Origin of the sequence: Wolbachia endosymbiont of Rhagoletis cerasi (genome assembly GCF_018454475.1) — a bacterium.
Taxonomy (GTDB): domain Bacteria; phylum Pseudomonadota; class Alphaproteobacteria; order Rickettsiales; family Anaplasmataceae; genus Wolbachia; species Wolbachia pipientis.
In genome coordinates this window covers 40,610-64,537 of the sequence record NZ_JADCNC010000014.1, presented here as the reverse complement: position 1 = coordinate 64,537, position 23,928 = coordinate 40,610, and the positions used below count along the sequence as shown (strand labels likewise).

Here is a 23,928-nt window from a genome sequence, read left to right as displayed (position 1 = left end):
TGTGATGCACAAGGGCCTTGGAACCCAGATCAAATTACTGAGTATCGTTTAAATTTTTCAGTTTTATTTGGTGTAATGAGGCAGAAACTCTATCAGGTACTTATTGCGCCAAAAAACTTTCAAGCCCTTTTTAAGTATACGCGCTAAAGTTAAAATCCGACCGGGACAGCCGCAATAAAGTAGATAAGCCTAAACGCCATCATGTCTTTAGGAGAGTTTGCTAATGAAAGTTCTTAAGTTGACGCCATTGGCTGAACGGATACGGAATGACACCATCCTTTTTTCTGGATTCCAGACTGGAATGACACCTCTGGACACTTCCGTCGTAAAGGAACCAGTGTCAGCTACTCGGATGACACCTTTTTTCTACTTAGTTTGGGTTATGCAAGAAGTCTAATGAAGTGAAAATAAATTTATTTACCAAAATAGAGTTGCCTTGGTCTACAGATCTTAGTTTCTTTATCATTTATCATTTCATACCACTGAGTAACCCAACCAGTGGTTCTTGCAAGTGCAAAAATAGGCGTGAACATATTTGAGGGGATATCAATAGCATTCATTATTATACCTGAGTAAAAATCAACATTTGGATATAACTTACGCACGATAAAATATTCATCCTTTAAAGCTATTTCTTCAAGTTTTTTTGCAATTTTAAGCAGTTCATTATTTTGTTCTAGTTTACTTAGAACCTCATGGCAAGCGCCTTTCAATATACGCGCGCGCGGATCATAATTTTTATAAACACGATGTCCAAATCCCATCAATTTAAATGGATCTTTATCATCTTTAGCTTTTTCGATGAATTTATCTATATCTCCACTTTGCTCTATCTCTTTTAGCATATTTATAACTGCCTCATTAGCTCCACCATGTGCTGGTCCCCAAAGTGTAGCAACTCCTGCAGAGAGGCTTGCAAACAGATTAGAACCAGCCGATCCTACCAGTCTGACAGCCGCCGTAGAAGCATTCTGTTCATGATCAGCATGGAGAGTAAATATTTTATCCAAAGCTTTTGCAAAAAGGGCATTATCAACAGCATCGCCAAATATCATCTTTAAGAAATTTTCACTGTAACTTAATTCATTGTTAGCATTTATGAATTCCTGATTGTTGATATGCCTATAAATCATTGCAATAATTGTGGAAACTTGCGCTATTGCAGAAATTCCAAAATCTAGGTCTTCACCATTGACATTGTTGCCATGCTTTTCATGATAAGATGCTGACAAACTTGCAAAACATGCAACTAAGATTGACATAGGGTGAGCAGTTTTTGGAAATGCTTTAATTACATTTGTAACTTGCTCTGATACTTTGGATGATTCTTGTATTTTGAGAAGAAATTTTTTGTGTTGCTCTGAACTGGGTAATTCACCATAGAGCAATAAATAAATCACAGCAGTAAAATTATTATTCTCTGCCAAATCAGCTATATTATGTCCCCTATATTTAAGAACTCCTTCATCTCCATCAATGAATGTAATTGTAGAAGAGCATGAAGCTGTAGAAACAAACCCTGGATCGTAAGTGAATAATCCTGTCATCTTATATAAATCCTTGATATTTAACACATCAGGACCTGTTGTTCCGCTTAATACAGGTAGCTCGATTTTTAATCCATTACTTAGTTCTAATAGCACTTTTTTATCCATCACTTAAGCTACTTAAATTTTATACAGAATATACAAATTGAGGAGTATATATTAATACAGTTAACTTTACATTAACCGTATTAAGCGGTCATCAATGCTTTTACTTTTGCATTTAAGCGACTTATTTTACGCGCAGCAGTATTCCTATGAATAACACCTTTATTCACACACTTGTGTAAATTAGATTCAGCATTCCGAAATGCCAGAACAACATTTTCTTTGTCGCCAGACTTGATTATATCAACCAATTTTCTAATAGAGGTGCGAGTTTTACTTTTCCGCATCTTATTTATTAAAGTGCGCTTTGCTATTACCTTTATCATTTTTTTAGCACTCTTATGATTTGCCATATATTAATACCTAAAATACTGTACTTTTCTTTTAATTATAAAGTTTTTTTGTTAATTTGCAATATCAGTTTTTCCTATGGTTAATCTACTGCTTCTCTCTTCAATAATTTTTTCTAAACTTTGCAAGAATTCATTTTTGTTTAACCCAGGATATATTGGGGGCAATATTTCTATTACTGCCTTTCCGGGATTCTTTCTCAGAGAAAGTATGCTTTTTGGCCAAAACAAACCAGTGTTTAAAGCAACCGGTAACACAGGAACAGATAATACGCTATATAAAGCAGCAATACCTGGTTGATATTTTATATTTTGGTTTATAGTTGTTCTTGTACCTTCAGGAAATATTATTATGCTTCTATTTTCTTTTATACGCATTTTTGCTAGTTTGATTATATGGCGTATAGAACTGATACCATCTGAACGGTTAATAAAAATCATTTTCAGCGCTATAAGATGCAAACCAATGAATGGAATCCATTTCAATTCACGTTTTAAAATAAAAACCGCTTTTCTAAATAGTAGTATAAAAATAAATGTTTCAAATGGAGATTGGTGTTTAGATGCAATGATAAAAGGTTGCTTAGGGATGTTTTCCATTCCCCTCACTTCATATTTAATGCCACATAATAAACGCAGCATGAATAATACAACTCTCACCGAACAGACGAGGAAAATGGTTATTACACACTCAGAAAAGAAAATTACAGGGAGAGTAATGAAAGTATAGAATACCTCCCATAATATAAGAAAGAAATTAAACAATAAACTTGAAATCACAAACTCACATAAATTTATTTAAATTTAACTTTATTACAAATTAAAAACAATAAATTTAATTATTGATCATCTGAGTAATAGGATGCGAATCAGCTAATTTGTCCTTTAACTTTTCGTTAGCAATATGAGTATATATTTGTGTTGTAGAAAGGTTAGTATGGCCAAGAACTTTCTGTATCAACACAATATTTGCTCCGCTATTTAGTAGATGGGTAGCAAAAGAATGCCTAATCACGTGTGGAGAGATCTTATTTTCATCAATATTGCATTTTCTTGCCAACTCCTTCATTAATTGACCGACCCTCTGCCTTGTAATTGGTTTATTAGGTTTATCACCTGGGAATAGCCAATCGGATTCCTTTTCTTTAGAGATCAGATTATCACGAACTGATAAATAATTTCTAAGGCTCTGCAATGCTTGTTCATTAAAAAGAATTTGCCTCTCTCTACCACTTTTTCCTTTTATTATTATATAGCATTCTTTGTTATTACTGTTTATTAAATGTGACACTTCACATAATTTCATACTAATTAGTTCAGAAACACGCATTCCAGAAGAGTAAAGGATATCTAAAATCGCACATAGCCTTTTACTGCTTATCTCTTTATTCGATTCGCTTGCTGATTTTCTCACTGTGTCCATTAGCAAAAATATTTCTTCGACACTTAAATACTTAGGCAAAGGACGAGAAACTTTTGGATTCTTTAATTCAGCATCATTAGCCGGCGCTGGATTAAAATCTATTATTCCGTCATTAAATAGACACTTGTAAAAATTTTTCATAGCGGATATTTTTCTTGATATAGAGCTACTTTTATATTTTTTTTGTGTACATAAAGATTTCACATAATCTTTAATATTGGTTTTGTTTATACCAACCAAGGTAGTGCCGCTTTCCAATAAAAATTCTTCAAACTGGTGTAAATCCGAACGATAACTTTCCAGAGTATTTTGTGCAGCGGACCTCTCTGAAGCTAAAGCATCTATGTAATATGTTATGTAAAGATTTTCTTTTTTATTTTGCGACTGTTTATTTTTCATTATCAGTTCCTATATTTATTTCTTTGGCTATAATTTGATTAGAAGTGTTCCCTGTGTTTCTTATGAGAAAATATGAGACAAATAAAGCATTTATCAATAGAGTGAACATCACAAACTTTTGCTTTAACCTTTTTCTTAAATTTAATCTTACTCTTATCATAGTTAAATTATAACGTTAAATCTATAAAAAACACCTTATAAAGTGAGCTCTACTATAAATATAGAATACTTCTTAGCTGTATCTATCTATATTTATTATAACATAACATTGATTATAATTCTAACATGGACAGATAGAGATTCCAATTACGTTAGTGTTATGGGTGTTAATAAATTTTTAATATACACCTTTACAAAAGAAGAAATCAAATGGCATCTTTTTTTAATAAAGTGCTAATAAAAGGAACGGTCACATTTGACCCTATAGATTCATTATCTATCTTTTCTATAATTTTATCAATGCTATAGAAAGAACGTTCTATTCTTGCTAAAATATAATTAATCACTTTTAAATCAATTTTTAACTGTTTATCTGAAAATCGTTTTATTAGCATAATTCTTAATAATTCCTCGCTTGCAGGCAAAATTTTTACGCTGATAGTTGATAATATTCGAGAACTTAAATCTCTTAATTTGAAGTTAAGCTTTTTTGGTGAAATTGAAGAAGTGATTAGCAGCCTCTTGTCGTTTTCTTTCATGTAATTGTAACAATGTAATAACATTGCTTCATCTTTAATGTTTTGTACGTCTTCTAAAATAAAAGCATCGCTATACCTAATCTCGCTTACGAAGTTATTCACATTGATAAAGATTGCATCGTTTATTGATTGCCAAATATGAGCAAGATGAGTTTTACCGGAGCTTTTAGGTCCAAAAAGAATCAGACATTTCCAAGATAAATCATTAACTACCGAATTATATACGTGCTTATTTTCATCTAAGATGATGTAATTTTGCCGACTATAATCAGCTCGATTATTGTCAAATAAATTTAATTGCACGTTAAGCCTCTTACGTAACCTCTTTCTGGTAGTAATTTTTGCGCAAAAATTTACTTACGCTCCTAAAATATCTCAGGTATTCTGGGCTCATTTCTCCTCTTACCATAAATTGATTATGCAAAAGGTCTGTTAGCCGTTTTTATAAAGCTCACTTTTAAAATATTTATTGATTGCATATTCTACTGATACATTGAACATTGCTATTATTGGAATAAAAAGTAATATACCTATAAATCCAAAATATGAAGCGCATATAGTAATTCCCAGAATAATTACAGTTGGATGTATATGAACTTTTTTTCCTATTAATAAAGGAACTAATATGTTTGAATCTATTAATTGTCCAACACCAAATAATAGCAAAACGGCAGCACTTTCAAACCATCCACTAAATTGAGCGATAGCGCTCAAAAACCCAATAATGGTATATAATAATGGCCCTACGTAAGGTATGAACGTTAACATTCCTGATAAAATTCCAATAACAATAGAGTGTTCCAATCCAATTATGCTCAGACTCACAGAGTAAAAGACCATCATGACAATACATACATTTACCTGCCCCTTTAGATAATTAGATATAATGAAATCCACTTTGGAAAAATAATCTGCAATTTTTCCTCTGTAAGGAATAGGGATTAATTTACTAGCTTTTTCTATAATTAAAGGCCAATCACGTAATATATAGAAAAACACTACAGGAGTAATCACCATTAATGATACCGTGTTAAAGCTTGAACTTAACACTTGGATTATAAAGTTACTAGCAATATCAAGAGCATTCATGAAATAAGATACATAGTTGCTGTAATTTTCTGCTAGATTTTTAGATAAATGATCAAATAAGCTATCCTCGATTTTCATATTAAGAAATTCTAATACAGAGGGGATTACTTTAAGCTTTAATGAAGGCACTTTACTCACTAAGAAATTTAATATTGAAGTAATTTGAACATATATAATAGGTAAAACAAATGTTATGACTAGTATAAAAGCTATTAATAAAATAAGTATTATAAAAATTACAGAACATGAACGTGGTATTCTATACTTTTCAAACTTGACTACTAGCGGATTAAACAAATATGCAATAATAATAGATATTAAACATGGAAAAATCATAGGACGCATCAGGAATAACATCCCTATTATAAAAAGCAGTATGAAACAAATAGTTATATGACGTTTTTGCATGTGTTTAGCATAGCTAATTTACTGAAAAATATGCAATTTATTTTTCCTATGTTGAAAGTATTTTACGATTTGTAATACTATTTATTTATTACTTTATTAATCCTGTTAAGTAGTAGTTTTTTGTTAAGAATATGGAATTTTAGGCATAGAATTCCCCCATGTGAAAAAAGATTCAGAAAAAATGCAGTGCCATACGACAGAGATTAAGCATGTGTGTGCACCCACATACGCTGAAGAAGATACGCTACATTTTTAACTGAATTTTAGATGTGTAATAGAAAGGCCTGCAGGCAAAGATAGATTTTGAGCTCTCTAAATATCTCTTTTGCTATTATAATTATGCTAATTAAGTAGGGGAAGTAATTTTTTATATAAAGTCAAAAATTTTTTTTGAAAAGAATTTGGGGTAAAGAGGGAAGCCTCTGCAAAAAGAAAATAGGCCTCTTCTTAATCCTATTGAAATTTTAGATAGCCTGCTATCATACACTTACGCTAAAAGTGATAAACATGTGCGCTAACAAATTCAAGAAATACAAAATAGCAGCATTAATAGTTGCAGCGGGAGTAGGCAGTAGATGCAATTCTACGATTCCTAAGCAATATATAAAACTGGCAGGTAAATCTGTTTTATTTCATACAATTAAAAGATTTCTGGCTAACCAATATATAGATTACATAAGAATAGCAATTAATAGAGACCATGAAAGTTTCTATGAGAAAGCTATATCACTAATTACAGACACTAAATTACTAAGCCCTGTATACGGAGGAGAAAACAGGCAAAGTTCAGTTAAACTAGGGCTTGAAAGCTTACAAAAAGTTAACCCAGATTTTGTAGTTATACACGATGCTTGTAGGCCTTTTGTGTCAGATGTTCTGATAGATAACTTGGTTGAATCTATGATTAATGATCAATATACAGGAGTAGTTCCAGCAATAGAAGTTGAAGACACTATGTCATTGGTGAGTAATAGTTTTATTGAATCTACGATTTCAAGAGGAAAGCTCAGAGCCATACAAACCCCTCAAATTTTTAATTTCAAAGAATTATTATCATGCCATCAATCAGTCAAAGAATTTACTGACGATTCATCACTAATGGTAGAGCACAAAAAACATGTTGCGATTATTAAAGGTGAGAAAAGCAATTTTAAGTTAACCACAAAAGAGGATATCAATATGGCAAAGCTTCTTTTTGAAGAGCCAAAATTTCGTGTCGGAGCCGGTTATGATATACATAAGTTCATTAAAGTTCAAAATGGTGCTGAAAGCTTTATAAAAATTTGCGGTGTGAAAATTGAACACAACATGGCAATAGAAGCGCACTCTGATGGTGATGTTGCAATACATGCAATCGTTGATGCAATACTCGGAGCACTGGGATGTGGCGACATAGGAGAGCACTTTCCTCCTAGTTCCTCTGAATGGAAAGATTGCAATTCATCTCACTTTCTTGACTTTGCTGCTAAAAAAGCAAAAGAAAAAGGGTACAGCGTGTCTAATTTAGATATTACTATAGTTTGTGAAGAGCCTAAAATATCGCCTTACAAAGTAGAAATGAAGAAATTCATATCAAAAGCATTAGAAATTGATGATGAATTTGTAAATATCAAAGCAACCACTGCAGAGAAATTAGGTTATATTGGAAGAAATGAAGGAATAGCAGTGCATGCTTCTGTGTTATTGCATACAAACTTTTATTGGAAATAGAAACGAAAAAACTTACTTGACACCCTTCGCCAGCCCCCTTATCATGAAACTGAAGCTATTTATTTATCTTCTCTGTACAGATTAAATGACAAAAAAACTCAACGTATTTGGCGTCTCATGTTTAATTTTTTGCACTATGTGCACCTTATGTCTTTATCAAATTTCTAGCTATACAAGCTAAAATGCGCTTATAAAGCATTTAAAACATCAAAAAACGCCAACTTAAAAAATGGATAGTGAGTAATTAGCTACCCTAGGTTTTCTTTGCCTTTTTTTCTGTTTAGTAAATTTCTTAATGTTTATAATTTAGATTAGTTGCGGCTTAAAAGCAGATGAATCGCGGTTATTAAACGTTTAGAATAAAAAAACGCCATACTTGAAAGTATAATGTAAGTAACTAGCCAACCACGGGGCTTCTTTTGCCTTTTTTTTCGTTTGGTAAATTTCTTAAACATTTATGGCTAAACGACAACCGTCATCCCGCTACGTGTTAGCGGGATCTAGAGATACCGCGGCGGCATGACGTAGGACTGCTGTCATTCAAGTAGCTGACGCTGGTTTCCATCCAAGAGGGTGTCATCCCAGTGCCCAGACACTGGGATCCAGAAAAGTTTGCTTGTAAGCAAGCAAACTAGCATAGAAAGTGGTTACAACGTTTTCGATGAGATTATATGGAAAACTGGATCCCAGTGTCTGGGCACTGGGATGACACCCTTCCTGGCGGAGATTATTCTCATATCACAATGTTCGTACAGTTGTGGCGGTATGACGTAGAAAAACTGTTAACTTAAATCTATATTGACATGTCCCATTTTACGCTTATCCCTAACCTCTTTTTTCCCATATATGGTTAAACTAGCTTTTTCGTTGCTCAAATACTTATGAGAATCATATATATCATTACCTATTATATTTTTCGTCATACAAGGAAAGCGTAATACTACTTCCTGCATAGGTAGCCCGCATATTATCCTAACTAGCTGTTCAAATTGACTAACGTTACATGCATCCAAGCTCCAGTGGCAAGAATTGTGAGGTCTGGGAGCTAGTTCATTAACTAACAATTCGTTATCTTTAGTAACAAAAAATTCAATAGCCAGAATTCCTATTACATCAAGCGCATTTGCTATTTTCTTTGCAGCTCGTTGTACCTCTTGAGTTAATTTGCTATCTATTTTAGCTGGCACTGTTGAAGTATCAAGTATTCCATCAACGTGGTAATTTTCTGCTATAGGAAAAAAAGCTACTTTACAGTTTTTATCTCTTGCAACGACTATTGAAACCTCTTTCAGTAAATCAACACTTGCTTCAAGAATGTACTCTGTATTCCAATCAAAGGAAGCAAATTGCTTCACTTCAGAATCATTCTCAAGCACATATTGCCCTTTTCCATCATAACCCATTTCTGTTGTTTTCAGCCTTGTTGGATAGCCAAAAGCTCTACTGCTTTTCAGTAGCTCATTATAATTTTGTATACTTTTGTATTCAGCAGTTTTTATACTCAAGCTTCTAATGAAATCTTTCTCTCTAAGCCTATTTTGCGCAATGTGTAACGCTTTTTTACCCGGATAAAAATTTACATCGATATCAATTGCACTACATGGAATATTTTCAGACTCAATAGTGACCAAATCCACACTCTGTGCAAAAGATTCAAGCGCTTTCTTATCAGAGAAATCTGCTATTGTGAAATCATCAGCAACAGAGCAAGCCGGATCGTCTTTAGCACTGGCAAAAACATGTGTTTTTTGTCCAAGTTTTGTTGCAGCGATAGCAGTCATTTTACCTAATTGTCCACCACCTATTATTCCTATTACTTTTTTGCTCAGCGCATCTGGTTCATTCATACTATAAATTGATATTTCCTAATTAAAGTATACTTGAAAAATCTATGAAAAAAGTATATAATTAGAATGTTATCTTTTTATCATGAATATTCTATAATGATTCTAGAATACACACTAACTACCAACTTTGTTGAAGTTACAGTTTTACCAATTTATATTGAAGAGCAATCCATTCCTTATGAAAATTGCTATGTATGGATGTATAACGTTAAGATAAAAAACAAAAGTCAATCAACTATTCAATTGTTAAGTCGTCATTGGCAAATAATAGATTATAAGGGAAAAGTAAATGAAATTGCCGGAGTTGGTGTTATCGGAGAACAACCTGTGATAAAATCTGGAGAGGTATTCAAATACACAAGTGGAACATACTTAAATGCACCGTCAGGAATAATGCAGGGTAAGTATGAATTTCTGAATGAAGAGAGCATAAAAATTTTTGAGGTTATGATACCACCCTTTTCTTTGGATAGTCCATACGTCAAAACTAGACCCCATTAACTATCAAAATAGTTTATTTGTAACCAGACTGCATTCTGTGATTTTTAGCAAAACATGATCTTTCATTTGAGCTTTCTTCAATTTAAAATAAATACAGAAACTAGCTATCTTCAAAAATATGGTTGAATAATTGTTAATAATAGTGTATAATTATTAATATTTTCAAGCATTTTTGCCATGGCTCTTTCAAAATTTCTCGATCCTCGCAATGATTTGTGTTTCAAAAAAATCTTTGGAACGGAAAAAAATAAGAATATCCTGATCCACTTTTTGAACGATATTTTAGGGTTTACTGAGATAAATGCAATACAAGAAGTAGAATTCTTAAGCACCATTATGGACCCCGAAGTTGCCTCTGATAAACAAAGTATTGTTGATGTTCTCTGCAAGGATTCTCACGGAAATAGATATATAGCAGAAATGCAGCTCGCTAGAGACAAGGGCTTCGAAAAACGCGCACAACTCTATGCTGCTAAAGCCTACTCAAGACAATTAGATAAATCTGGCAACTACATTGATTTAAAGAAAGTCTTCTTTATTGCTATATCAAATTGTAACTTACTTCCTGAAGAAGTTGATTATATTTCTACTCACAATATACGTGATATAAAAACTAACGGCCATTACTTAAAAGATTTTCAGTTTGTCTTTATTGAGTTGCCTAAATTCGCAAAAAATAAAGTAGAGCAGTTAGAAAGTATAGTAGAAAGGTGGTGTTTCTTTTTTAAATACGCAGAAGAAACAACAGAAGAGGACTTAAAAGAGATAGCAGAAAAAGCGCCAATAATAAAGCTAGCATATGATGAATTAGACAAGTTTCGTTGGAACGAAAAAGATTTAGTAGCTTACGAAGAAAGGATAATGGATCTACGGAAAGAAGAAGCCATTCTTGAATACAGACTTGATCTTGCTACTGAAAAAGGCAAAAAAATTGGTAAAGAGGAAGGGAAAATTGAAGGGAAAATTGAAGTCGCAAAAGCAATGCTGGTTAATAATGTTGATGTCAACACTATTGTCAAGTTTACTGGCCTTTCTATTAGTGAGATTGAAGAATTAAGTGGAAATCTGTGAACGGTTACGTTTATTTTTTATCCTTATCATCAAGTGTAAATAAGGTCATTGTAGAGATTAAGCCTATTATAACTATTATTAACGAAAATGGGGCAGCTTCTCTATAGCGCTCATCGCTTACAAGTTCATATATTCTAGTTGATATAGTTTCAAAATTAAATGGTCTTATAATAAGTGTTGCTGTGAGCTCTTTGATAGTATCCATAAATACGAGCAAAAATCCCGATAATATACTCTTCTTGATGAGAGGGATATGAACATTCAAACATGTGGAAATAGGTCCATGACCCATAGTATATGCAGTCCACTCAATTTCATTTGGTGTTTTTTTGAGCCCTGACTCTACCGCCTTGAAAGATATAGCAAAAAAACGAAATAAATATGAGTAAACTAATGCGCCAATAGTTCCTACCAAGCTAATTTCCACAATATATTGAGTAATGAAAGAGGATATTCTGCTTAAAAATATTATTATGCTAATTGCGATAATTGCATTTGGAATTGCGTAGCCTAAAGAAATGAGACGTGCTACATTATTGATTACCTTATTTTTACGCGCCGTATATCCAATCATTATTGCAATGCTAATTGAGATTAGTGCGGTAATAACTGATAAACTAATGCTATTTGCTATTATGTTATAGAATCTTGCTTCGTATATGAACAACCCCTTCTCTATGCTCCAATATATAAGTGGGATCACTGGCAAAGCAAAACCTATCAATATTGGTAATGCACACATAATATAAGTGCAAATTAACGGTATAGCACCACTCACACTCCGTTTGTTGTGATAATCTGAATTGGTATTGATTGAAGAGTAGGATATTCCTTTTTTTTGTAGTTTTTTTTCGATAGCTATTAGTATCACAACGAAAATTAATTCTGCAACTGCTAAAACAGTAGTTGAATATTTGTCATGCAGTAAGAACCAGGTGCGATATATTCCTGTCGTAAAAGTATCGATAGCAAGAAACTGTGGTGTGCCGAAATCTGTAATTACTTCCATTAGTACCAAAGACAACCCAGCTATAATCGATGGGCGTATGGAGGGTATGATGACAGAAAACAGGCTCTTCAATGAGGAGAACCCAAGCGTTGACGCAATAGTGACTGAGTTACTAACATTCTTTAGACTTGAGCGGACTAACATATAAACGTATGGATATAGGCTAAATCCCATTACTAATATTCCACCACCTAGGGATTTTATTTCAGGAAACCAATAGTCACCTTTGCTCCAATCTAAAATGTCTCTTAATGAGCTCTGCACAGGACCTGAAAACTCTAGCGTATTTACATAGACGAACGCTACTATATATCCAGGAATCGATATCGGAAAGAATAAAGCAATCTCAAAAATTTTACTTCCAGGAAATGAAAAAAATGTAGTGAGCCAAGCTGGAATTACTCCAAATATGAAGGATATTCCCCCTACTCCTATCATCAAAATTAACGTACTCAGTATATATTCAGGGAAAAGTGTGCTGATTACCCATCCGGAATTTGCTGTATCTGTAAATAGAATTGATATTAATGATAATATTGGACAGACGAATAATATACTTACTAGAAATAAGAATATATTTTTAAATACTCTTAAAAACATTAATTTGAATCTATATTTTATATTAAAATGTTATATGTAAAAACTGAAGATATCCAGTAATTAACAGCCGTACTATTGAATATCTTTATAATTTTATATATCATGTTTTTAGTTGATAAGTGAATAATCATGAGCTTCGTCATTGCAACTTTCTATCATTTTGTAGAACTTTCTAATTATTATGACATGAAAGACGAAATAAAAGCTGCATGCAACAAAGTTGAGTTAAAGGGCACTATACTCCTTGCAGAAGAAGGTGTTAATGCAACAATATCTGGTAAAAGAAACGCAATTGATAAAATATTCGATTTTCTACGTTCTGATTATAGGCTAAGGGACCTTACATGGAAAGAGAGTGCAGCAGAATATCAACCATTTAGCAAGATGAAGGTAAAATTAAAAAGAGAGATTGTGAATCTTGGTGTAAGCAATCTTGATATTTCCCTTAAGGGTAAATATGTTGATCCAGAGCATTGGGATGATTTTACTTCTCAACCTGACGTTTTAGTAATAGATACACGAAACGAGTATGAAGTGAAATTAGGCAAGTTTAAGAATGCAATTAATCCACACACACAATGTTTCCGTGAGTTTCCTCAGTGGACAGAGTCATTTTCTGAGAGTAAAGACCTGAAAGTGGCTATGTACTGCACTGGTGGGATTAGATGCGAAAAATCAACAGCGTACATGAAAAATCTTGGATTTAACGATGTGTACCACCTGAAAGGCGGCATTCTTTCTTACCTTGAAAAAACTTATAATAAAAATGGTAATTGGGAAGGTGAGTGTTTTGTTTTTGATGATAGAATTGCTGTTGATAACTTACTTACTCCAAGCAACACAATAAAATGCATACTCTGCTCAAATCAAGTTTCAACTGATAAACTGAAATCAGTTCCACGTGGCCAGGTGGTTTGTTTCAACTGTAAACTTTAGCATTAGAAAAAAGCTCCTGTACTAGAATTTAACACGGATCTTCAACAACTCCTTCGTGGTTGCATATTGTTTAATTCAGTGCTTTCAAGATATGTACTCACAGCATAACCCACCCCAGCTCCGAGTAACGCGCCAACCACAGCAGATGCAATAAACGCTGCAACAGAAACACCAACAGGAGTTAAAGCAGCAGCCCCTAAACAATATGCTGCAACTAGACCAATAACTAAACCAACTGTTGCTCCACAAATATAGTATTTGCTACTGCTTTTAAGTTTTTCTTGCGAGTTTGATACCTCATCCTGCAATTTTACGTTTGCACCTTTACCGCTAATCTTGTAACCAATTATATTAAGTGAAGGAAGATTTTTTTTGAGTTTATCTAATTCTTTTGCAACTTCATTGCTAATCTTGCAACCAATTAAATTGAGTAAAGTAAGATTTGTAAGTTTGGTTAATTCTTTTGCAACTTCAACACCAATATTGCACCCAGCTAAATGAAGTGAAGTAAGATTTTTGAGCTTAGCTAATTCTTTTACAATTTCAACACTAATCTCGCACCCAGCTAAATGAAGTGAAGTAAGATTTTTGAGCTTAGCTAATTCTTTTACAATTTCAACACTAATCTCACACCCAGCTAAATGAAGTGAAGTAAGATTTGTAAGTTTGGTTAATTCTTTTGCAACTCCAACACTAATCTTGCACTTACCTAAATCAAGTGAAGTAAGATTTGTAAGTTTGGCTAATTCTTTTGCATCTTTAACACTAATCTTGTGCCCAGCTAAATTAAGTGAAGTAAGATTTGTGAACTTAGCTGATTCTCCTGCAGCTTCAACACTAATCTTGCACTCACTTAAATCAAGTGAAGTAAGATTTATAAGCTTAGCTAATTCTCTTGCAACTTCAACACTAATCTTGCACTTACCTAAATGAAGTGAAGTAAGATTTTTGAGCTCAGCTAATTCTTTTACAATTTCAACACTAATCTTGCACTCAGTTAAATCAAGTCTTGTGATATTTGGTATGCCTACTAACTTACTTACATCCGTGTAATCTAACCTACATAAAGCTGGAGTGTCGCCCTGTGTGTAAAATATCATTTATCCCACCGCATTATTAGAGTATATTTTAACTTTACCTAATATTTCAATAAAAGTCTACTTCTTATTCTTAATCAACTCTAAAGCCTTCTCCAGATCTATACTCTCAATATCTGCACTCTTGCCCAAAGCAACGTTTGTTTTACCGCATTTTATATAGAATCCGTACCTACCGTTGCAGATAAAAACTTCTTTTCCTTTTTCATTAACCCCAAGAGATTTTAGCTCTTTGCGTGGGCTGTTTGCAATAATTTGTATAACTTCGCTCAATTCTGTATTCAGCACCTCTTTGGAGCTTTTCTTAAGAGAAAAGTATTTACCATCATAGAAAATATAGTACCCAAATCGTCCAAGGCCTATTTTTACTTCCTTTCCGGTTTCAGGGTGCTCTCCGATTACTTTTGGCAAGGAAAGTAACTGAGTAGCGGTGCTCAGATCAATATCATTAACATTTATATCTTTTGGTATAGAAACCGCCTTTTTCTTTTCTGACTCATTATTAAACTGCAGGTAAAGCCCAAAAGGACCTTTTTTAATTACTACCTCTTGTCCTGTGATATCATCTACACCTAAACTTTTTGGATATTCTGAATTGTCGTCACTGCCCGTAATTTCTTTTGTATGGTTACATTCAGGATAGTTAGAACATCCAAGGAACACCCCGGCTTTTCCAAAGTTCAATTTCAATATGCCACCTAAGCAGTCAGGGCATTTCGTATTCACCTCTTTTCTTCCTTCTTCTGAACAAAACCAATCGACTACCAAATTGTGAATGCCGCTGAAAACTTCATCATGCGTCATTTGCTTGACAGAGTTTACATGACCAAAAAATGGCACCCAAAAGTGGCCTAATTCTTTTTTCCAATCTGCATGTCCATTTGAAATTAAATCAAGCTTTTCTTCCATTTGTGCTGTGAAGTCATACTCTACACAACGCTGAAAAAAGGTTTCTAAAAATATAGTAACGATTTTACCACGACTGCTTGGAATAAACCTTTTGCTATCCAATGAAACGTACTCACGATCTTGTAATACCGAAATAATTGTTGCATAAGTTGATGGGCGACCTATACCGATTTCTTCCATTTTTTTAACGATACTCGCTTCACTATAACGAGGTGGCGGTTGAGTAAAGTGCTGTTTTGGCTCAACTGAAATCAGCTCACACGCTTCCCCTTCCTTCATGGTAGGTAGCAGGCCTTCATTTTCGGCTTCCATGTTATCTTGGTAGACTCTATAAAAACCATCAAAGAATATACTCGACCCACTTGCTCGCAGAATCACTTTCTGATCAGTAGAACTAATTTCAACTACCACTTGATCAAGAATCGCCGACTCCATTTGACTTGCAATGGTCCTTTTCCAGATTAAATCATACAATTTAAATTGCTCTGGCGTTAAGTAATCCTTAATACTACCCGGCGTTCTATTGATATCAGTTGGACGAATTGCTTCATGTGCTTCTTGAGCATTTTTGACCTTTTTTACATATTTACGAGGGGACTGCGGTAAATATTTATCACCATATAATGACTTAATTGACCCTCTAATTGAGTTTATAGCCTCATCTGCAATATGAAACCCATCTGTACGCATGTAAGTTATCAACCCTACAGTTTCACCACCAATATCGATACCTTCGTATAAATTTTGCGCTGTGCGCATAACACTTTTCACATTAAAATACAGTTTATTCACTGCATCTTGCTGAAGACTTGAAGTAATAAACGGAGGAAGCGGGTTTCTCTTAACTTGCTTGCGTTCTACTGTGCTTACAGCATATTGCCTTGATTCAATCTCCCTGACTAAGTTCTTTGCTTCTTCTTCATTCTTAATATCAAATTTTTCTAGCTTTTTATTGTCATAGTGGCTTAGCATAGCAAAAAAAGCCTCATCTTTGCTATTTTGCATTTCTGCCTTTATGCTCCAATACTCCTGTGTTATAAATTTACTAATTTCATCTTCTCGTTCGCATATAATCTTTAATGCAACAGACTGCACTCGCCCTGCAGACTTGCTCCCCGACAATTTTGTCCACAGCAGTGGTGACAAGCTAAATCCAACTAGATAATCCAAAGCTCTACGTGCTTGTTGTGCACGCACTAAATCCATATTTATTTCACGTGGATTCTTTATTGCTTCTTGAACTGCTCTCTTTGTTATCTCATTAAAGACTACTCTATAAATGTTGTTTTCATTACTGATTGCTTTCTTTTCTTTTAATGTCTCTATCACATGCCAAGCCATTGCTTCCCCTTCTCTGTCTGGGTCTGTTGCAAGATATATATCTGATGTTTTGCTTGCGGCTTTTACTAACTCTTTTATATACTTTTCTGCTTTTTCAATGGTCTCATACTTTATAGCAAAATCATTATCCGGATCGACGGAGCCGTTTTTTGCTGGAAGATCCCTCACATGTCCAAAGGATGCAGCTACTTTGAACTCTTTACCCAAATATTTACCTATTGTCTTTGCTTTCGCAGGTGATTCAACTATTAATAATGCCATATTGTTAATTATTTTAGTACTTAAAGATAATATGTTGAGAAATATACGATGAAAAGTAAAAAAATATTTTAATAGGTCTTGTGAATTTTACAAAGTAGATTGTTCACGGATTCCAGAAAACCCTTGGACATTGCTATTTTTAAGTGACTTTGAAGGCTCATTACAATAGTATATGATCGCAGCAGCAACCAGACAACAAGCTCCAACTGCTATTCCCACCGCTAACATTTCTAGGTGAACTGCAATAGCTACTCCTAAAGCAACCCCGGCTATTGCCAGTGCAGAAGCAGCCACACCAGGCAGTTTACTTCTCTTTTCACTTCGTGAACTTGGTTGTATATTATTGTTCTGGATGTCATTTTCTTGATCTGAAACTAGTATTTTAGTACTGCCACTTTCAGAAGCTATGCTACTAGAGTTACCGTTGGTTGTTAAAAATTCTGGTTGTGTACTTTGTTGATTACCATTACTTTCGAGTTCTGAAGAAGCCTCACTATTACTTGCACCTATGTGTTTAATAATGCCAGTTATTTCACTTACAGGCTGAGGAACTTGCTCATCAACACTAGAAGAACAAGCTTGATCAATGTTTTGATCATCAGGGCTCTCGCTTGATAGGTTATTCTCTATAACCTTTGCAAACGCTCTTACTTTCAATGTAGGAGCATGCCTTTCTGCAAAATTTTCAAAATCTACGAAGTTAATTAGAGTGATTCCTCCATTTCCTAACTCTTTTCTAAAGTCATCTTTGTGAACTTTAAAAAAGTTTTCTATACCAGCAAATATCATTGCTTGAAAATCACGCCTATAATGCGTTGATAAAGCATCAATTAGCGGCTCATGATTGTGCAGAAAAATTTCTTTTTTTATTTCGTTAGCTTTATTAATTAGAGTATAAGCATATTCTGGATATTGCCTTTGTAAGCTTTTTTGGTTATCAAACTTACTGCATATATCTTCATTTTTTTCCCATATACTTACTAATGTACTAGTGTCACTTTCCTTCAAAAAGTCATGTAGTAACTTATCTTCCTCCTCAAGTTTTTCGTATTCACCTAGGCACCTATTCCAATATTCTGACATTTCCCTTGTAAAATTAGAATTATGTTGTACTAGATATTCTGGCTTTTGTGCATTGGAACCTTGTAACTTAATTTCATGTGCTATCAGAAACTCCGCTGCACTTTTGTGTTTCTTTTCAACAGCCAAATGCAAAGGAGTTTTGCCATCTGCGTTTTGTAAATTAACATCAGCCTCTGCTGCTAATAGAGCATTCACTGTATCTGTATGGCCATTCACAGCAGCCCAATGTAAAGGAGTCCATCCATTTTCACCCTTCACATTAACACTAGCCTTACTTGCTATTAGAACTTCTACTATCTCTTTATGGGCATTTTTAGTAGCCCAATGTAAAGGAGTTTTGCCACGCGCGTTTTGTAAATTAACATCAGCCTCTGCTGCTAATAGAGCATTCACTGCATCTGTATGGCCATTTTCAGCAGCCAAATGTAAAGGAGTATCGTAAAGCCAACAATCTCTCACATCAACATCAGCCCCTGCTGCTAATAGAGCATTTATTGCATCTGTATAACCATTTTCAGCAGCCCAATGTAAAGGAGTCCATCCATTTTCACTCTTCGTATTAACACTAGCTTTACTTGCTATTAGAACTTCTACTATCTTTTTATGGTCATTTGCAATAACCCAATGTAAAAGAGCCCATCCATAATTCCATAAACCATCACTCGTATTAATATTAAATTCTTCTGCCTCCAATAGAGCATTTACTGCTTTTGTATGGCCATTTTTAATAGCCAAACGTAAAGGAGTTTCTCCATTATCATCTATTGCATCAATATCAGCCCCTTTTGCTAATAAAGCATTTATTGCACCCGTATGGCCTGTTTCAGCAGCCCTATGCAAAGAAGTTTGTTCCTTCTTACTTTTTGCATTAATATTAACCCCCGCCCCCGCTTTTATTAGAGCATTTACTACCTCCTTGTGACCAATTTTGGCAGCCCAATATAAAGGGGTCAGTCCATTCATATCTTTCGTATTAACATCAGCTCCATTTGATATCAGAGCTTCTACTACCTTTTTGCAGCCATCCCTAGTAGCCAAATATAACAATGTAAGTTTAAAAGAGGCAAGACCTGTATATAAGGTGAATTTATAATTTATGTTAAATCTATCATTTTTCCAATCCTGGAATGTACTTAAATCTATCCTCTGTAACCTCTCTTTTATCTTTTCGATTATGTTACCCTGATTTAAATCACCATCAGCATTTACTGCACTTAATATTTTTATCCACTGTTCATATTTCATAACTTTTCTCTACTAAACACTATACAAGCGTTTTATCCAGTATTTCAGCAACTGTCAATTTTGCTAACAAATCACGTAAAAATTTGTAGAAAACACTGGACTCCGTAGCATTACAAAAAATCCAATTATTTTCTTGCATTACTCTCTGTCATTCTGTTGCTCCTTTCTTGTCATCCCGCCGCGAACCGTCATACCGTCACGGTATCTCATCCGCTAACAAGTAACGGGATGACGGTTGTCGTTTATCCATAAATATTTAAGAAACTTACCAAATAAAAAAAAAGGCAAAGAAACCCCGTAGTGCGAGTTTTGACTCTCTAATGCTTTAAATTGGCGCTGTAATAATGTGCTGACGCTTAGTTTAAGCGCGATTTGGCTGAATGTAGAAAAAATTTAAAAGACATGCAGCCGCTATAATTTTATATAATCCGCTAATAAACACCTGAGTTTTTTTACTGGATTTTGTTGTTGAGCCCGCGCGGATCAAAAACAAGTTTTGAGTCAGAAATACTCTTAGTGCCATGATAAGAGCGCTGGCGGAGTTTGTTAAGTAAGTTTCTATATAATATTTTCTAAAATAAATAGACTTCTTGCATCCAATTTTGGCAGCGCGCGACACACAACTGCAATGACAAGGTTTTGTAAGATAAACATCATATTCACACGAAATACTTGACTTCACTTGTACTAAGAAGCATTTTATATATGTTGTGTGCCCGTAGCTCAGCTGGATAGAGCAACAGCCTTCTAAGCTGTGGGTCGTAGGTTCGAATCCCACCGGGCACACTCTTCTATCAATACTTTCTATAAATCTTCAAGTACTCTGGCACCACATTTTCAATTGCTAATGGTCGAACCTTCATTGTTTCAAGGTCAACTGACTTTTCGATTGAACTATTCATCATAACTTTCACCTGATCTTGAGTAAGCATAGGGTTCGTATCTCCGGTTATTGGTTTTAGCAGCATAGAAATAATTTTATTTTCTAAAAAGAAAGCTATTAACTTTGCCATTGGAAAAGATACATTGATCAACAAACACTTTCTGTTAGTAACATTCAGAATAAACTTCAATAAGCTTTTGAAAGAGTAAACCTTTGGTCCACCCATGTTATAAATTTTCTTGTCTTGCTTATTAAAACTGATAATACGATATACCACTTCAGCTAAGTCTGTTACACATATTGGCTGAAATTTAGTTGTTCCATTGCCAATTAGTGGTAAGAAAGGAAGAATAGTTGCTAATCTTGCAAATTTATTAAAGAAGTTGTCTTCTTTACCAAATACAAGGCTTGGCCTAATTATTATTGCTTTTTGAAATGCTGAGGTTACAGCTTTTTCACCTTCCAATTTACTTTGAGCATATTTTGACAACTTGCTATTTTCTATTCCCATAGCAGAAAAATGTATCATCATAGGTACATTTTTCATTTTTGCCGCTTTTGCTATCCTTTCAGCTATTTTAACGTGAACAGCGTAAAAATCGTGCTTTTTTGCTTCATATAATATTCCCACTAAGTTTATGGCTACATCACATTCTTCCATACCATCCAGAACTGATTTTTCATCAAAAAAATCGCCTTTAAATATTGATATTTGTCCCAAATTGCCACACAATTTTAAACAAGCAGCTTTTTCCTGATTACGAGTGAATATCTTTATTAAATATCCTTCTGCTGCCAAGCGTCTTACGATGTGTTTCCCTATAAACCCCGTTCCACCAAAAATAATTACACGTTTTGTCACAATTAAAGTTCCTAATAATTTGTTACTGTAAATTAATACAATGATTTCGCTTAATATTTTATTACGAATTCCCGTACAATAAGATCCATTTTCATTCCTCGTGAGCCTTTAACTAGAATTGCATCATTATTCTGAATAATGTTAGCTAAATCACTTTTCAATTGATTAGAATCATTAAAATGCGCGCCTCTTATATTATCTGGCAAAAGCTCATGCAATTCTAACATAAATTTACCAACTGTATAAACTTTATCTATATTATTTCCTGTGATAATCTTAACCAAATCTGTATGAAACTCTATGCTTTCATCACCAAGTTCCAACATATCACCAAGCAAAGCTACTTTTCTCTGATTAGAATATGTACTCAAAGTTTTTATCGCAGTTTTCATCGAAGCAGGGCTGGCGTTATAGGAGTCATCAATTAAATGTATATATTTTCTATTGTATTTGACCTTATGAATATTGCCTCTACCTTTCGCTACACTAAAATTCTTAAGTGCAAGTGGTAATTTTGATAAATCAAGTCCGAGGCTTTGCACAACTGCTGCAACAGCAAGTAGCGAATAAGCAAAATGCTCACCTTGTACACGTAAATTACAGTTTATAATTTGATTATCACTCAGCCTGATTTTTAAACTTAATCTATTAGCAACTCGGTTTGATGTCATTCCAGCGCGTGACGCTGGAATCCAGTCTTTATTATACAACCGTCTGATATGCTCATTTGCAATTGAACTTCCTGGATCCAAGTAGTCAAGCACTGGGATGACAGAAGATAGTGCTGAAATGACAGAAGATTCATCGTTTCTTATTAAGTTTAGTAAACAAACTTCAGCATTTTTATCTTTACCGAAGCTTATTACATTTCTATTGGCGTGTGATGAGAGATAATCATAATATTTATTATCTCTGCTTAAAACCAAAGTACCGTTATTTTTCATACCATACAGAATTTCTAACTTCGCTTGTGCAACGTCAAATAGTGATGAAAAATTTTCAGTATGTGCAGGTTCGATGTTGGTAATAACTGCAATATTCGGATTACTAATCTTTGATAATTCTTTTATTTCACCAGCTTTATTCATTCCCATTTCAAGGATTAAGTACTGGCAGTTTTTTGGAGCTTTTAGAATTGTCAAAGGCAATCCTATATTATTATTTAAGTTACCTTCGTTTGCATGGGACACTCCATATTGCGATAAAACAGTGTGCAGCATATCCTTTGTAGTAGTTTTCCCGACACTGCCTGTAATTGCAATAACTTTAGCGTCAACAAGAACATTTCTAATATAGTATGATGCCATATCGTGCAAAGCTTTCAGGGTATCTTGTACAATAACGAGAGGAAAATTTTTATATTTACCCTCACTTACTATTGCAGCTACTGCCCCTTTTAAAAACGCTTCATGCAAAAAATTATGGCCATCAAAATTCTTTCCCTTGAGTGCAATAAATAAATCACCTTTTTTTATGCTTCTTGTATCCGTTGAAATATTTGAGCTATGTATCCAATTACAACCATTTACGTCTCTTCCGCCAGTTGCATCAATGATATTATTTGTGCTCCATTTAAACATAATTTAGAGAGTATTCTTTATAATAAATTGAACAATAAAAGTAGCGAAAATACTACATGTTTTAGACAATGTACAAATAATGGTTGCAATCCCTATAATTCTATCTTATAATGAATATAGAAGTTTAAATTTTTTCGTCTATAATTAAAATGTATTTAGTTGTAGAAAGTACCTTGGAGGTATGTATGTTCACAGGAAAAAATGAAAAATCTACTTCTATACTAGCTAAAGTTGGTAATGCAGCTTCGGGAGTAGGAAGTTTTCTGGGTAGAGGTGTAAAAGTTCTAGTCAAGGGTGCAGTGTACCCTATATGGCCAAAGAATTGGTTTAAGTCCTGGGATGAAATGCGGCACGACATAAAAAATGGCGGACGTTCTATTATTGGCAACCCACTTGAAGAATATGATCCACCTATAGAAACCACACAAGCTAGTGAGGATCTTGGTGTCCAAATAATGGAGCAAAAGAAAGGAACAGGAAAGGTAACTTTTTTAGCATCAAGGACTCTGACAGGGGATATACCCTATTTGACGCCAGAACGATTAGGTGAAATAAAGCAAAACCTGCCAAATGTAACTATCTTTAAAGAAGAAAACAAAGTTGTAATTGAAGTTGATGTTAAAAAAATAATTGAAGACATCAAAAAGAACAATCCAGGAATTGATGAGAAAAGAATAAAAGAGCTTGCTCTTGAAAAAATTGCTGAAGGAGCTGAAGGAGTTGGTGGCAACCTTAAAAAGCTAGCAAAAATTACTGGCGGAGAATTTAAAGTTCACACAGACTTAAAATTGCTGTATGGTATTGCAGAAAAATTGTATAAGGAATATGATGATCAAAAGCAGTCATCAGACAAAGTTGTGAAGTCTGATGTTGGTCAGCCTTCAGAAACTATAGCTTCAGGTGAGAAAAAATGGGCGCAAGAAGCTATAAAAGCAGGTAAGTCGCAAAGTTGTGGAATGCAAAAATAAGTTATA

Annotated in this window: 21 protein-coding genes, 1 tRNA gene and 1 pseudogene; 9 read left to right on the top strand and 14 right to left on the bottom strand. The window is 34.0% G+C overall.

Going from position 1 to position 23,928, the window contains the following annotated elements:
- Positions 1-224: pseudogene (locus tag INQ25_RS05530) on the top strand (IS4-like element ISWosp8 family transposase); the annotation flags it as partial.
- Positions 224-397 carry a hypothetical protein gene (locus INQ25_RS05525; protein ID WP_179943778.1) on the top strand — a complete coding sequence of 58 codons (174 nt, stop codon included), beginning with the start codon at positions 224-226 and terminating at the stop codon, positions 395-397. The pseudogene INQ25_RS05530 and the gene INQ25_RS05525, both read left to right, overlap by 1 nt.
- Before the next feature lie 16 nt (positions 398-413).
- Here INQ25_RS05525 and INQ25_RS05520 read toward each other — a convergent pair whose 3' ends face one another.
- The 7 genes from INQ25_RS05520 to INQ25_RS05490 form a co-directional block, all read right to left on the bottom strand.
- Entirely contained in the window at positions 414-1,655 is a 1,242-nt protein-coding gene (locus INQ25_RS05520) for a citrate synthase (protein WP_213863260.1), read from the bottom strand.
- Positions 1,656-1,735: 80 nt separating this feature from the next.
- Positions 1,736-2,005, bottom strand: coding sequence for a 30S ribosomal protein S20 (rpsT, locus tag INQ25_RS05515; RefSeq protein ID WP_012673338.1), 270 nt, complete (start codon positions 2,003-2,005; stop codon positions 1,736-1,738).
- A 51-nt stretch (positions 2,006-2,056) separates the two neighbouring features.
- A complete protein-coding gene (locus tag INQ25_RS05510) occupies positions 2,057-2,644 on the bottom strand; it encodes a lysophospholipid acyltransferase family protein (RefSeq protein ID WP_010081980.1) in 588 nt (195 codons plus the stop codon).
- Between the two features lie 193 nt (positions 2,645-2,837).
- The gene (locus INQ25_RS05505) at positions 2,838-3,824 is read right to left on the bottom strand and encodes a tyrosine recombinase (protein WP_213863259.1); all 987 of its coding nucleotides are present in this window, start codon (positions 3,822-3,824) and stop codon (positions 2,838-2,840) included.
- A complete protein-coding gene (locus INQ25_RS05500; RefSeq protein ID WP_007549057.1) occupies positions 3,814-3,984 on the bottom strand; it encodes a hypothetical protein in 171 nt (56 codons plus the stop codon). The genes INQ25_RS05505 and INQ25_RS05500 overlap by 11 nt, the downstream gene beginning before the upstream one ends.
- Positions 3,985-4,189: 205 nt before the next feature.
- Positions 4,190-4,825, bottom strand: a complete 636-nt coding sequence (locus INQ25_RS05495) for a DnaA ATPase domain-containing protein (RefSeq protein ID WP_213863258.1) — start codon at positions 4,823-4,825, stop codon at positions 4,190-4,192.
- A 129-nt stretch (positions 4,826-4,954) separates the two neighbouring features.
- Positions 4,955-6,019 carry an AI-2E family transporter gene (locus INQ25_RS05490; protein ID WP_213863257.1) on the bottom strand — a complete coding sequence of 355 codons (1,065 nt, stop codon included), beginning with the start codon at positions 6,017-6,019 and terminating at the stop codon, positions 4,955-4,957.
- Between the two features lie 507 nt (positions 6,020-6,526).
- Here INQ25_RS05490 and INQ25_RS05485 point away from each other — a divergent pair.
- A complete protein-coding gene (locus INQ25_RS05485) occupies positions 6,527-7,729 on the top strand; it encodes a bifunctional 2-C-methyl-D-erythritol 4-phosphate cytidylyltransferase/2-C-methyl-D-erythritol 2,4-cyclodiphosphate synthase (RefSeq protein WP_213863256.1) in 1,203 nt (400 codons plus the stop codon).
- A 573-nt stretch (positions 7,730-8,302) separates the two neighbouring features.
- The gene (locus INQ25_RS05480) at positions 8,303-8,503 is read left to right on the top strand and encodes a hypothetical protein (protein WP_213863261.1); all 201 of its coding nucleotides are present in this window, start codon (positions 8,303-8,305) and stop codon (positions 8,501-8,503) included.
- 8 nt (positions 8,504-8,511) lie between these two features.
- Here INQ25_RS05480 and INQ25_RS05475 read toward each other — a convergent pair whose 3' ends face one another.
- Positions 8,512-9,576, bottom strand: a complete 1,065-nt coding sequence (locus INQ25_RS05475) for a 5-(carboxyamino)imidazole ribonucleotide synthase (protein ID WP_213863255.1) — start codon at positions 9,574-9,576, stop codon at positions 8,512-8,514.
- Between the two features lie 99 nt (positions 9,577-9,675).
- On the opposite strand from INQ25_RS05475, the gene apaG reads away from it, so the two are divergent.
- Both apaG and INQ25_RS05465 read left to right on the top strand, forming a co-directional pair.
- The gene (apaG, locus tag INQ25_RS05470; RefSeq protein WP_174516854.1) at positions 9,676-10,077 is read left to right on the top strand and encodes a Co2+/Mg2+ efflux protein ApaG; all 402 of its coding nucleotides are present in this window, start codon (positions 9,676-9,678) and stop codon (positions 10,075-10,077) included.
- A 177-nt stretch (positions 10,078-10,254) separates the two neighbouring features.
- Positions 10,255-11,148, top strand: coding sequence for an Rpn family recombination-promoting nuclease/putative transposase (locus tag INQ25_RS05465; RefSeq protein ID WP_213863254.1), 894 nt, complete (start codon positions 10,255-10,257; stop codon positions 11,146-11,148).
- A gap of 10 nt (positions 11,149-11,158) precedes the next feature.
- Here INQ25_RS05465 and INQ25_RS05460 read toward each other — a convergent pair whose 3' ends face one another.
- A complete protein-coding gene (locus INQ25_RS05460) occupies positions 11,159-12,757 on the bottom strand; it encodes an ABC transporter permease (RefSeq protein WP_213863253.1) in 1,599 nt (532 codons plus the stop codon).
- Positions 12,758-12,886: 129 nt separating this feature from the next.
- Here INQ25_RS05460 and trhO point away from each other — a divergent pair, with 129 nt between their 5' ends.
- Positions 12,887-13,693, top strand: coding sequence for an oxygen-dependent tRNA uridine(34) hydroxylase TrhO (gene trhO / locus INQ25_RS05455; RefSeq protein ID WP_213863252.1), 807 nt, complete (start codon positions 12,887-12,889; stop codon positions 13,691-13,693).
- A gap of 41 nt (positions 13,694-13,734) precedes the next feature.
- On the opposite strand, the gene INQ25_RS05450 is transcribed toward trhO, so the two are convergent.
- The 3 genes from INQ25_RS05450 to INQ25_RS05440 all read right to left on the bottom strand — a co-directional run bounded on the left by INQ25_RS05450 (position 13,735) and on the right by INQ25_RS05440 (position 19,629).
- A complete protein-coding gene (locus tag INQ25_RS05450; RefSeq protein ID WP_213863251.1) occupies positions 13,735-14,793 on the bottom strand; it encodes a leucine-rich repeat domain-containing protein in 1,059 nt (352 codons plus the stop codon).
- Positions 14,794-14,850: 57 nt separating this feature from the next.
- Entirely contained in the window at positions 14,851-17,301 is a 2,451-nt protein-coding gene (gene topA / locus INQ25_RS05445; protein WP_213863250.1) for a type I DNA topoisomerase, read from the bottom strand.
- Positions 17,302-17,388: 87 nt separating this feature from the next.
- The gene (locus tag INQ25_RS05440; RefSeq protein WP_213863249.1) at positions 17,389-19,629 is read right to left on the bottom strand and encodes an ankyrin repeat domain-containing protein; all 2,241 of its coding nucleotides are present in this window, start codon (positions 19,627-19,629) and stop codon (positions 17,389-17,391) included.
- Positions 19,630-20,341: 712 nt separating this feature from the next.
- Here INQ25_RS05440 and INQ25_RS05435 point away from each other — a divergent pair.
- Positions 20,342-20,415, top strand: a tRNA-Arg gene (locus INQ25_RS05435).
- Positions 20,416-20,423: 8 nt separating this feature from the next.
- On the opposite strand, the gene INQ25_RS05430 is transcribed toward INQ25_RS05435, so the two are convergent.
- On the bottom strand, positions 20,424-21,374 hold the full coding sequence (locus INQ25_RS05430; protein WP_213863248.1) for a complex I NDUFA9 subunit family protein: 951 nt from the start codon (positions 21,372-21,374) through the stop codon (positions 20,424-20,426).
- A 50-nt stretch (positions 21,375-21,424) separates the two neighbouring features.
- Complete coding sequence (locus INQ25_RS05425) at positions 21,425-22,954, bottom strand: UDP-N-acetylmuramoyl-tripeptide--D-alanyl-D-alanine ligase (RefSeq protein WP_213863247.1); 1,530 nt, start codon at positions 22,952-22,954, stop codon at positions 21,425-21,427.
- Positions 22,955-23,139: 185 nt separating this feature from the next.
- Between INQ25_RS05425 and INQ25_RS05420 the strand changes: the two genes are divergently transcribed.
- Positions 23,140-23,922 carry a hypothetical protein gene (locus tag INQ25_RS05420; protein ID WP_155969270.1) on the top strand — a complete coding sequence of 261 codons (783 nt, stop codon included), beginning with the start codon at positions 23,140-23,142 and terminating at the stop codon, positions 23,920-23,922.
- The last annotated feature ends 6 nt before the right edge of the window (positions 23,923-23,928 follow it).

Bases quoted from the DNA above. Each gene is read 5' to 3' on its own strand.
- rpsT (WP_012673338.1), bottom strand. From the start codon at position 2,005: ATGGCAAATCATAAGAGTGCTAAAAAAATGATAAAGGTAATAGCAAAG.
- INQ25_RS05475 (WP_213863255.1), bottom strand. From the start codon at position 9,576: ATGAATGAACCAGATGCGCTGAGCAAAAAAGTAATAGGAATAATAGGT.
- INQ25_RS05440 (WP_213863249.1), bottom strand. From the start codon at position 19,629: ATGAAATATGAACAGTGGATAAAAATATTAAGTGCAGTAAATGCTGAT.
- INQ25_RS05460 (WP_213863253.1), bottom strand. From the start codon at position 12,757: ATGTTTTTAAGAGTATTTAAAAATATATTCTTATTTCTAGTAAGTATA.
- INQ25_RS05525 (WP_179943778.1), top strand. From the start codon at position 224: ATGAAAGTTCTTAAGTTGACGCCATTGGCTGAACGGATACGGAATGAC.
- INQ25_RS05510 (WP_010081980.1), bottom strand. From the start codon at position 2,644: ATGCTGCGTTTATTATGTGGCATTAAATATGAAGTGAGGGGAATGGAA.
- trhO (WP_213863252.1), top strand. From the start codon at position 12,887: ATGAGCTTCGTCATTGCAACTTTCTATCATTTTGTAGAACTTTCTAAT.
- INQ25_RS05520 (WP_213863260.1), bottom strand. From the start codon at position 1,655: ATGGATAAAAAAGTGCTATTAGAACTAAGTAATGGATTAAAAATCGAG.
- INQ25_RS05465 (WP_213863254.1), top strand. From the start codon at position 10,255: ATGGCTCTTTCAAAATTTCTCGATCCTCGCAATGATTTGTGTTTCAAA.
- topA (WP_213863250.1), bottom strand. From the start codon at position 17,301: ATGGCATTATTAATAGTTGAATCACCTGCGAAAGCAAAGACAATAGGT.
- INQ25_RS05425 (WP_213863247.1), bottom strand. From the start codon at position 22,954: ATGTTTAAATGGAGCACAAATAATATCATTGATGCAACTGGCGGAAGA.
- INQ25_RS05420 (WP_155969270.1), top strand. From the start codon at position 23,140: ATGTTCACAGGAAAAAATGAAAAATCTACTTCTATACTAGCTAAAGTT.
- INQ25_RS05490 (WP_213863257.1), bottom strand. From the start codon at position 6,019: ATGCAAAAACGTCATATAACTATTTGTTTCATACTGCTTTTTATAATA.
- INQ25_RS05500 (WP_007549057.1), bottom strand. From the start codon at position 3,984: ATGATAAGAGTAAGATTAAATTTAAGAAAAAGGTTAAAGCAAAAGTTT.
- INQ25_RS05485 (WP_213863256.1), top strand. From the start codon at position 6,527: ATGTGCGCTAACAAATTCAAGAAATACAAAATAGCAGCATTAATAGTT.
- INQ25_RS05450 (WP_213863251.1), bottom strand. From the start codon at position 14,793: ATGATATTTTACACACAGGGCGACACTCCAGCTTTATGTAGGTTAGAT.
- INQ25_RS05505 (WP_213863259.1), bottom strand. From the start codon at position 3,824: ATGAAAAATAAACAGTCGCAAAATAAAAAAGAAAATCTTTACATAACA.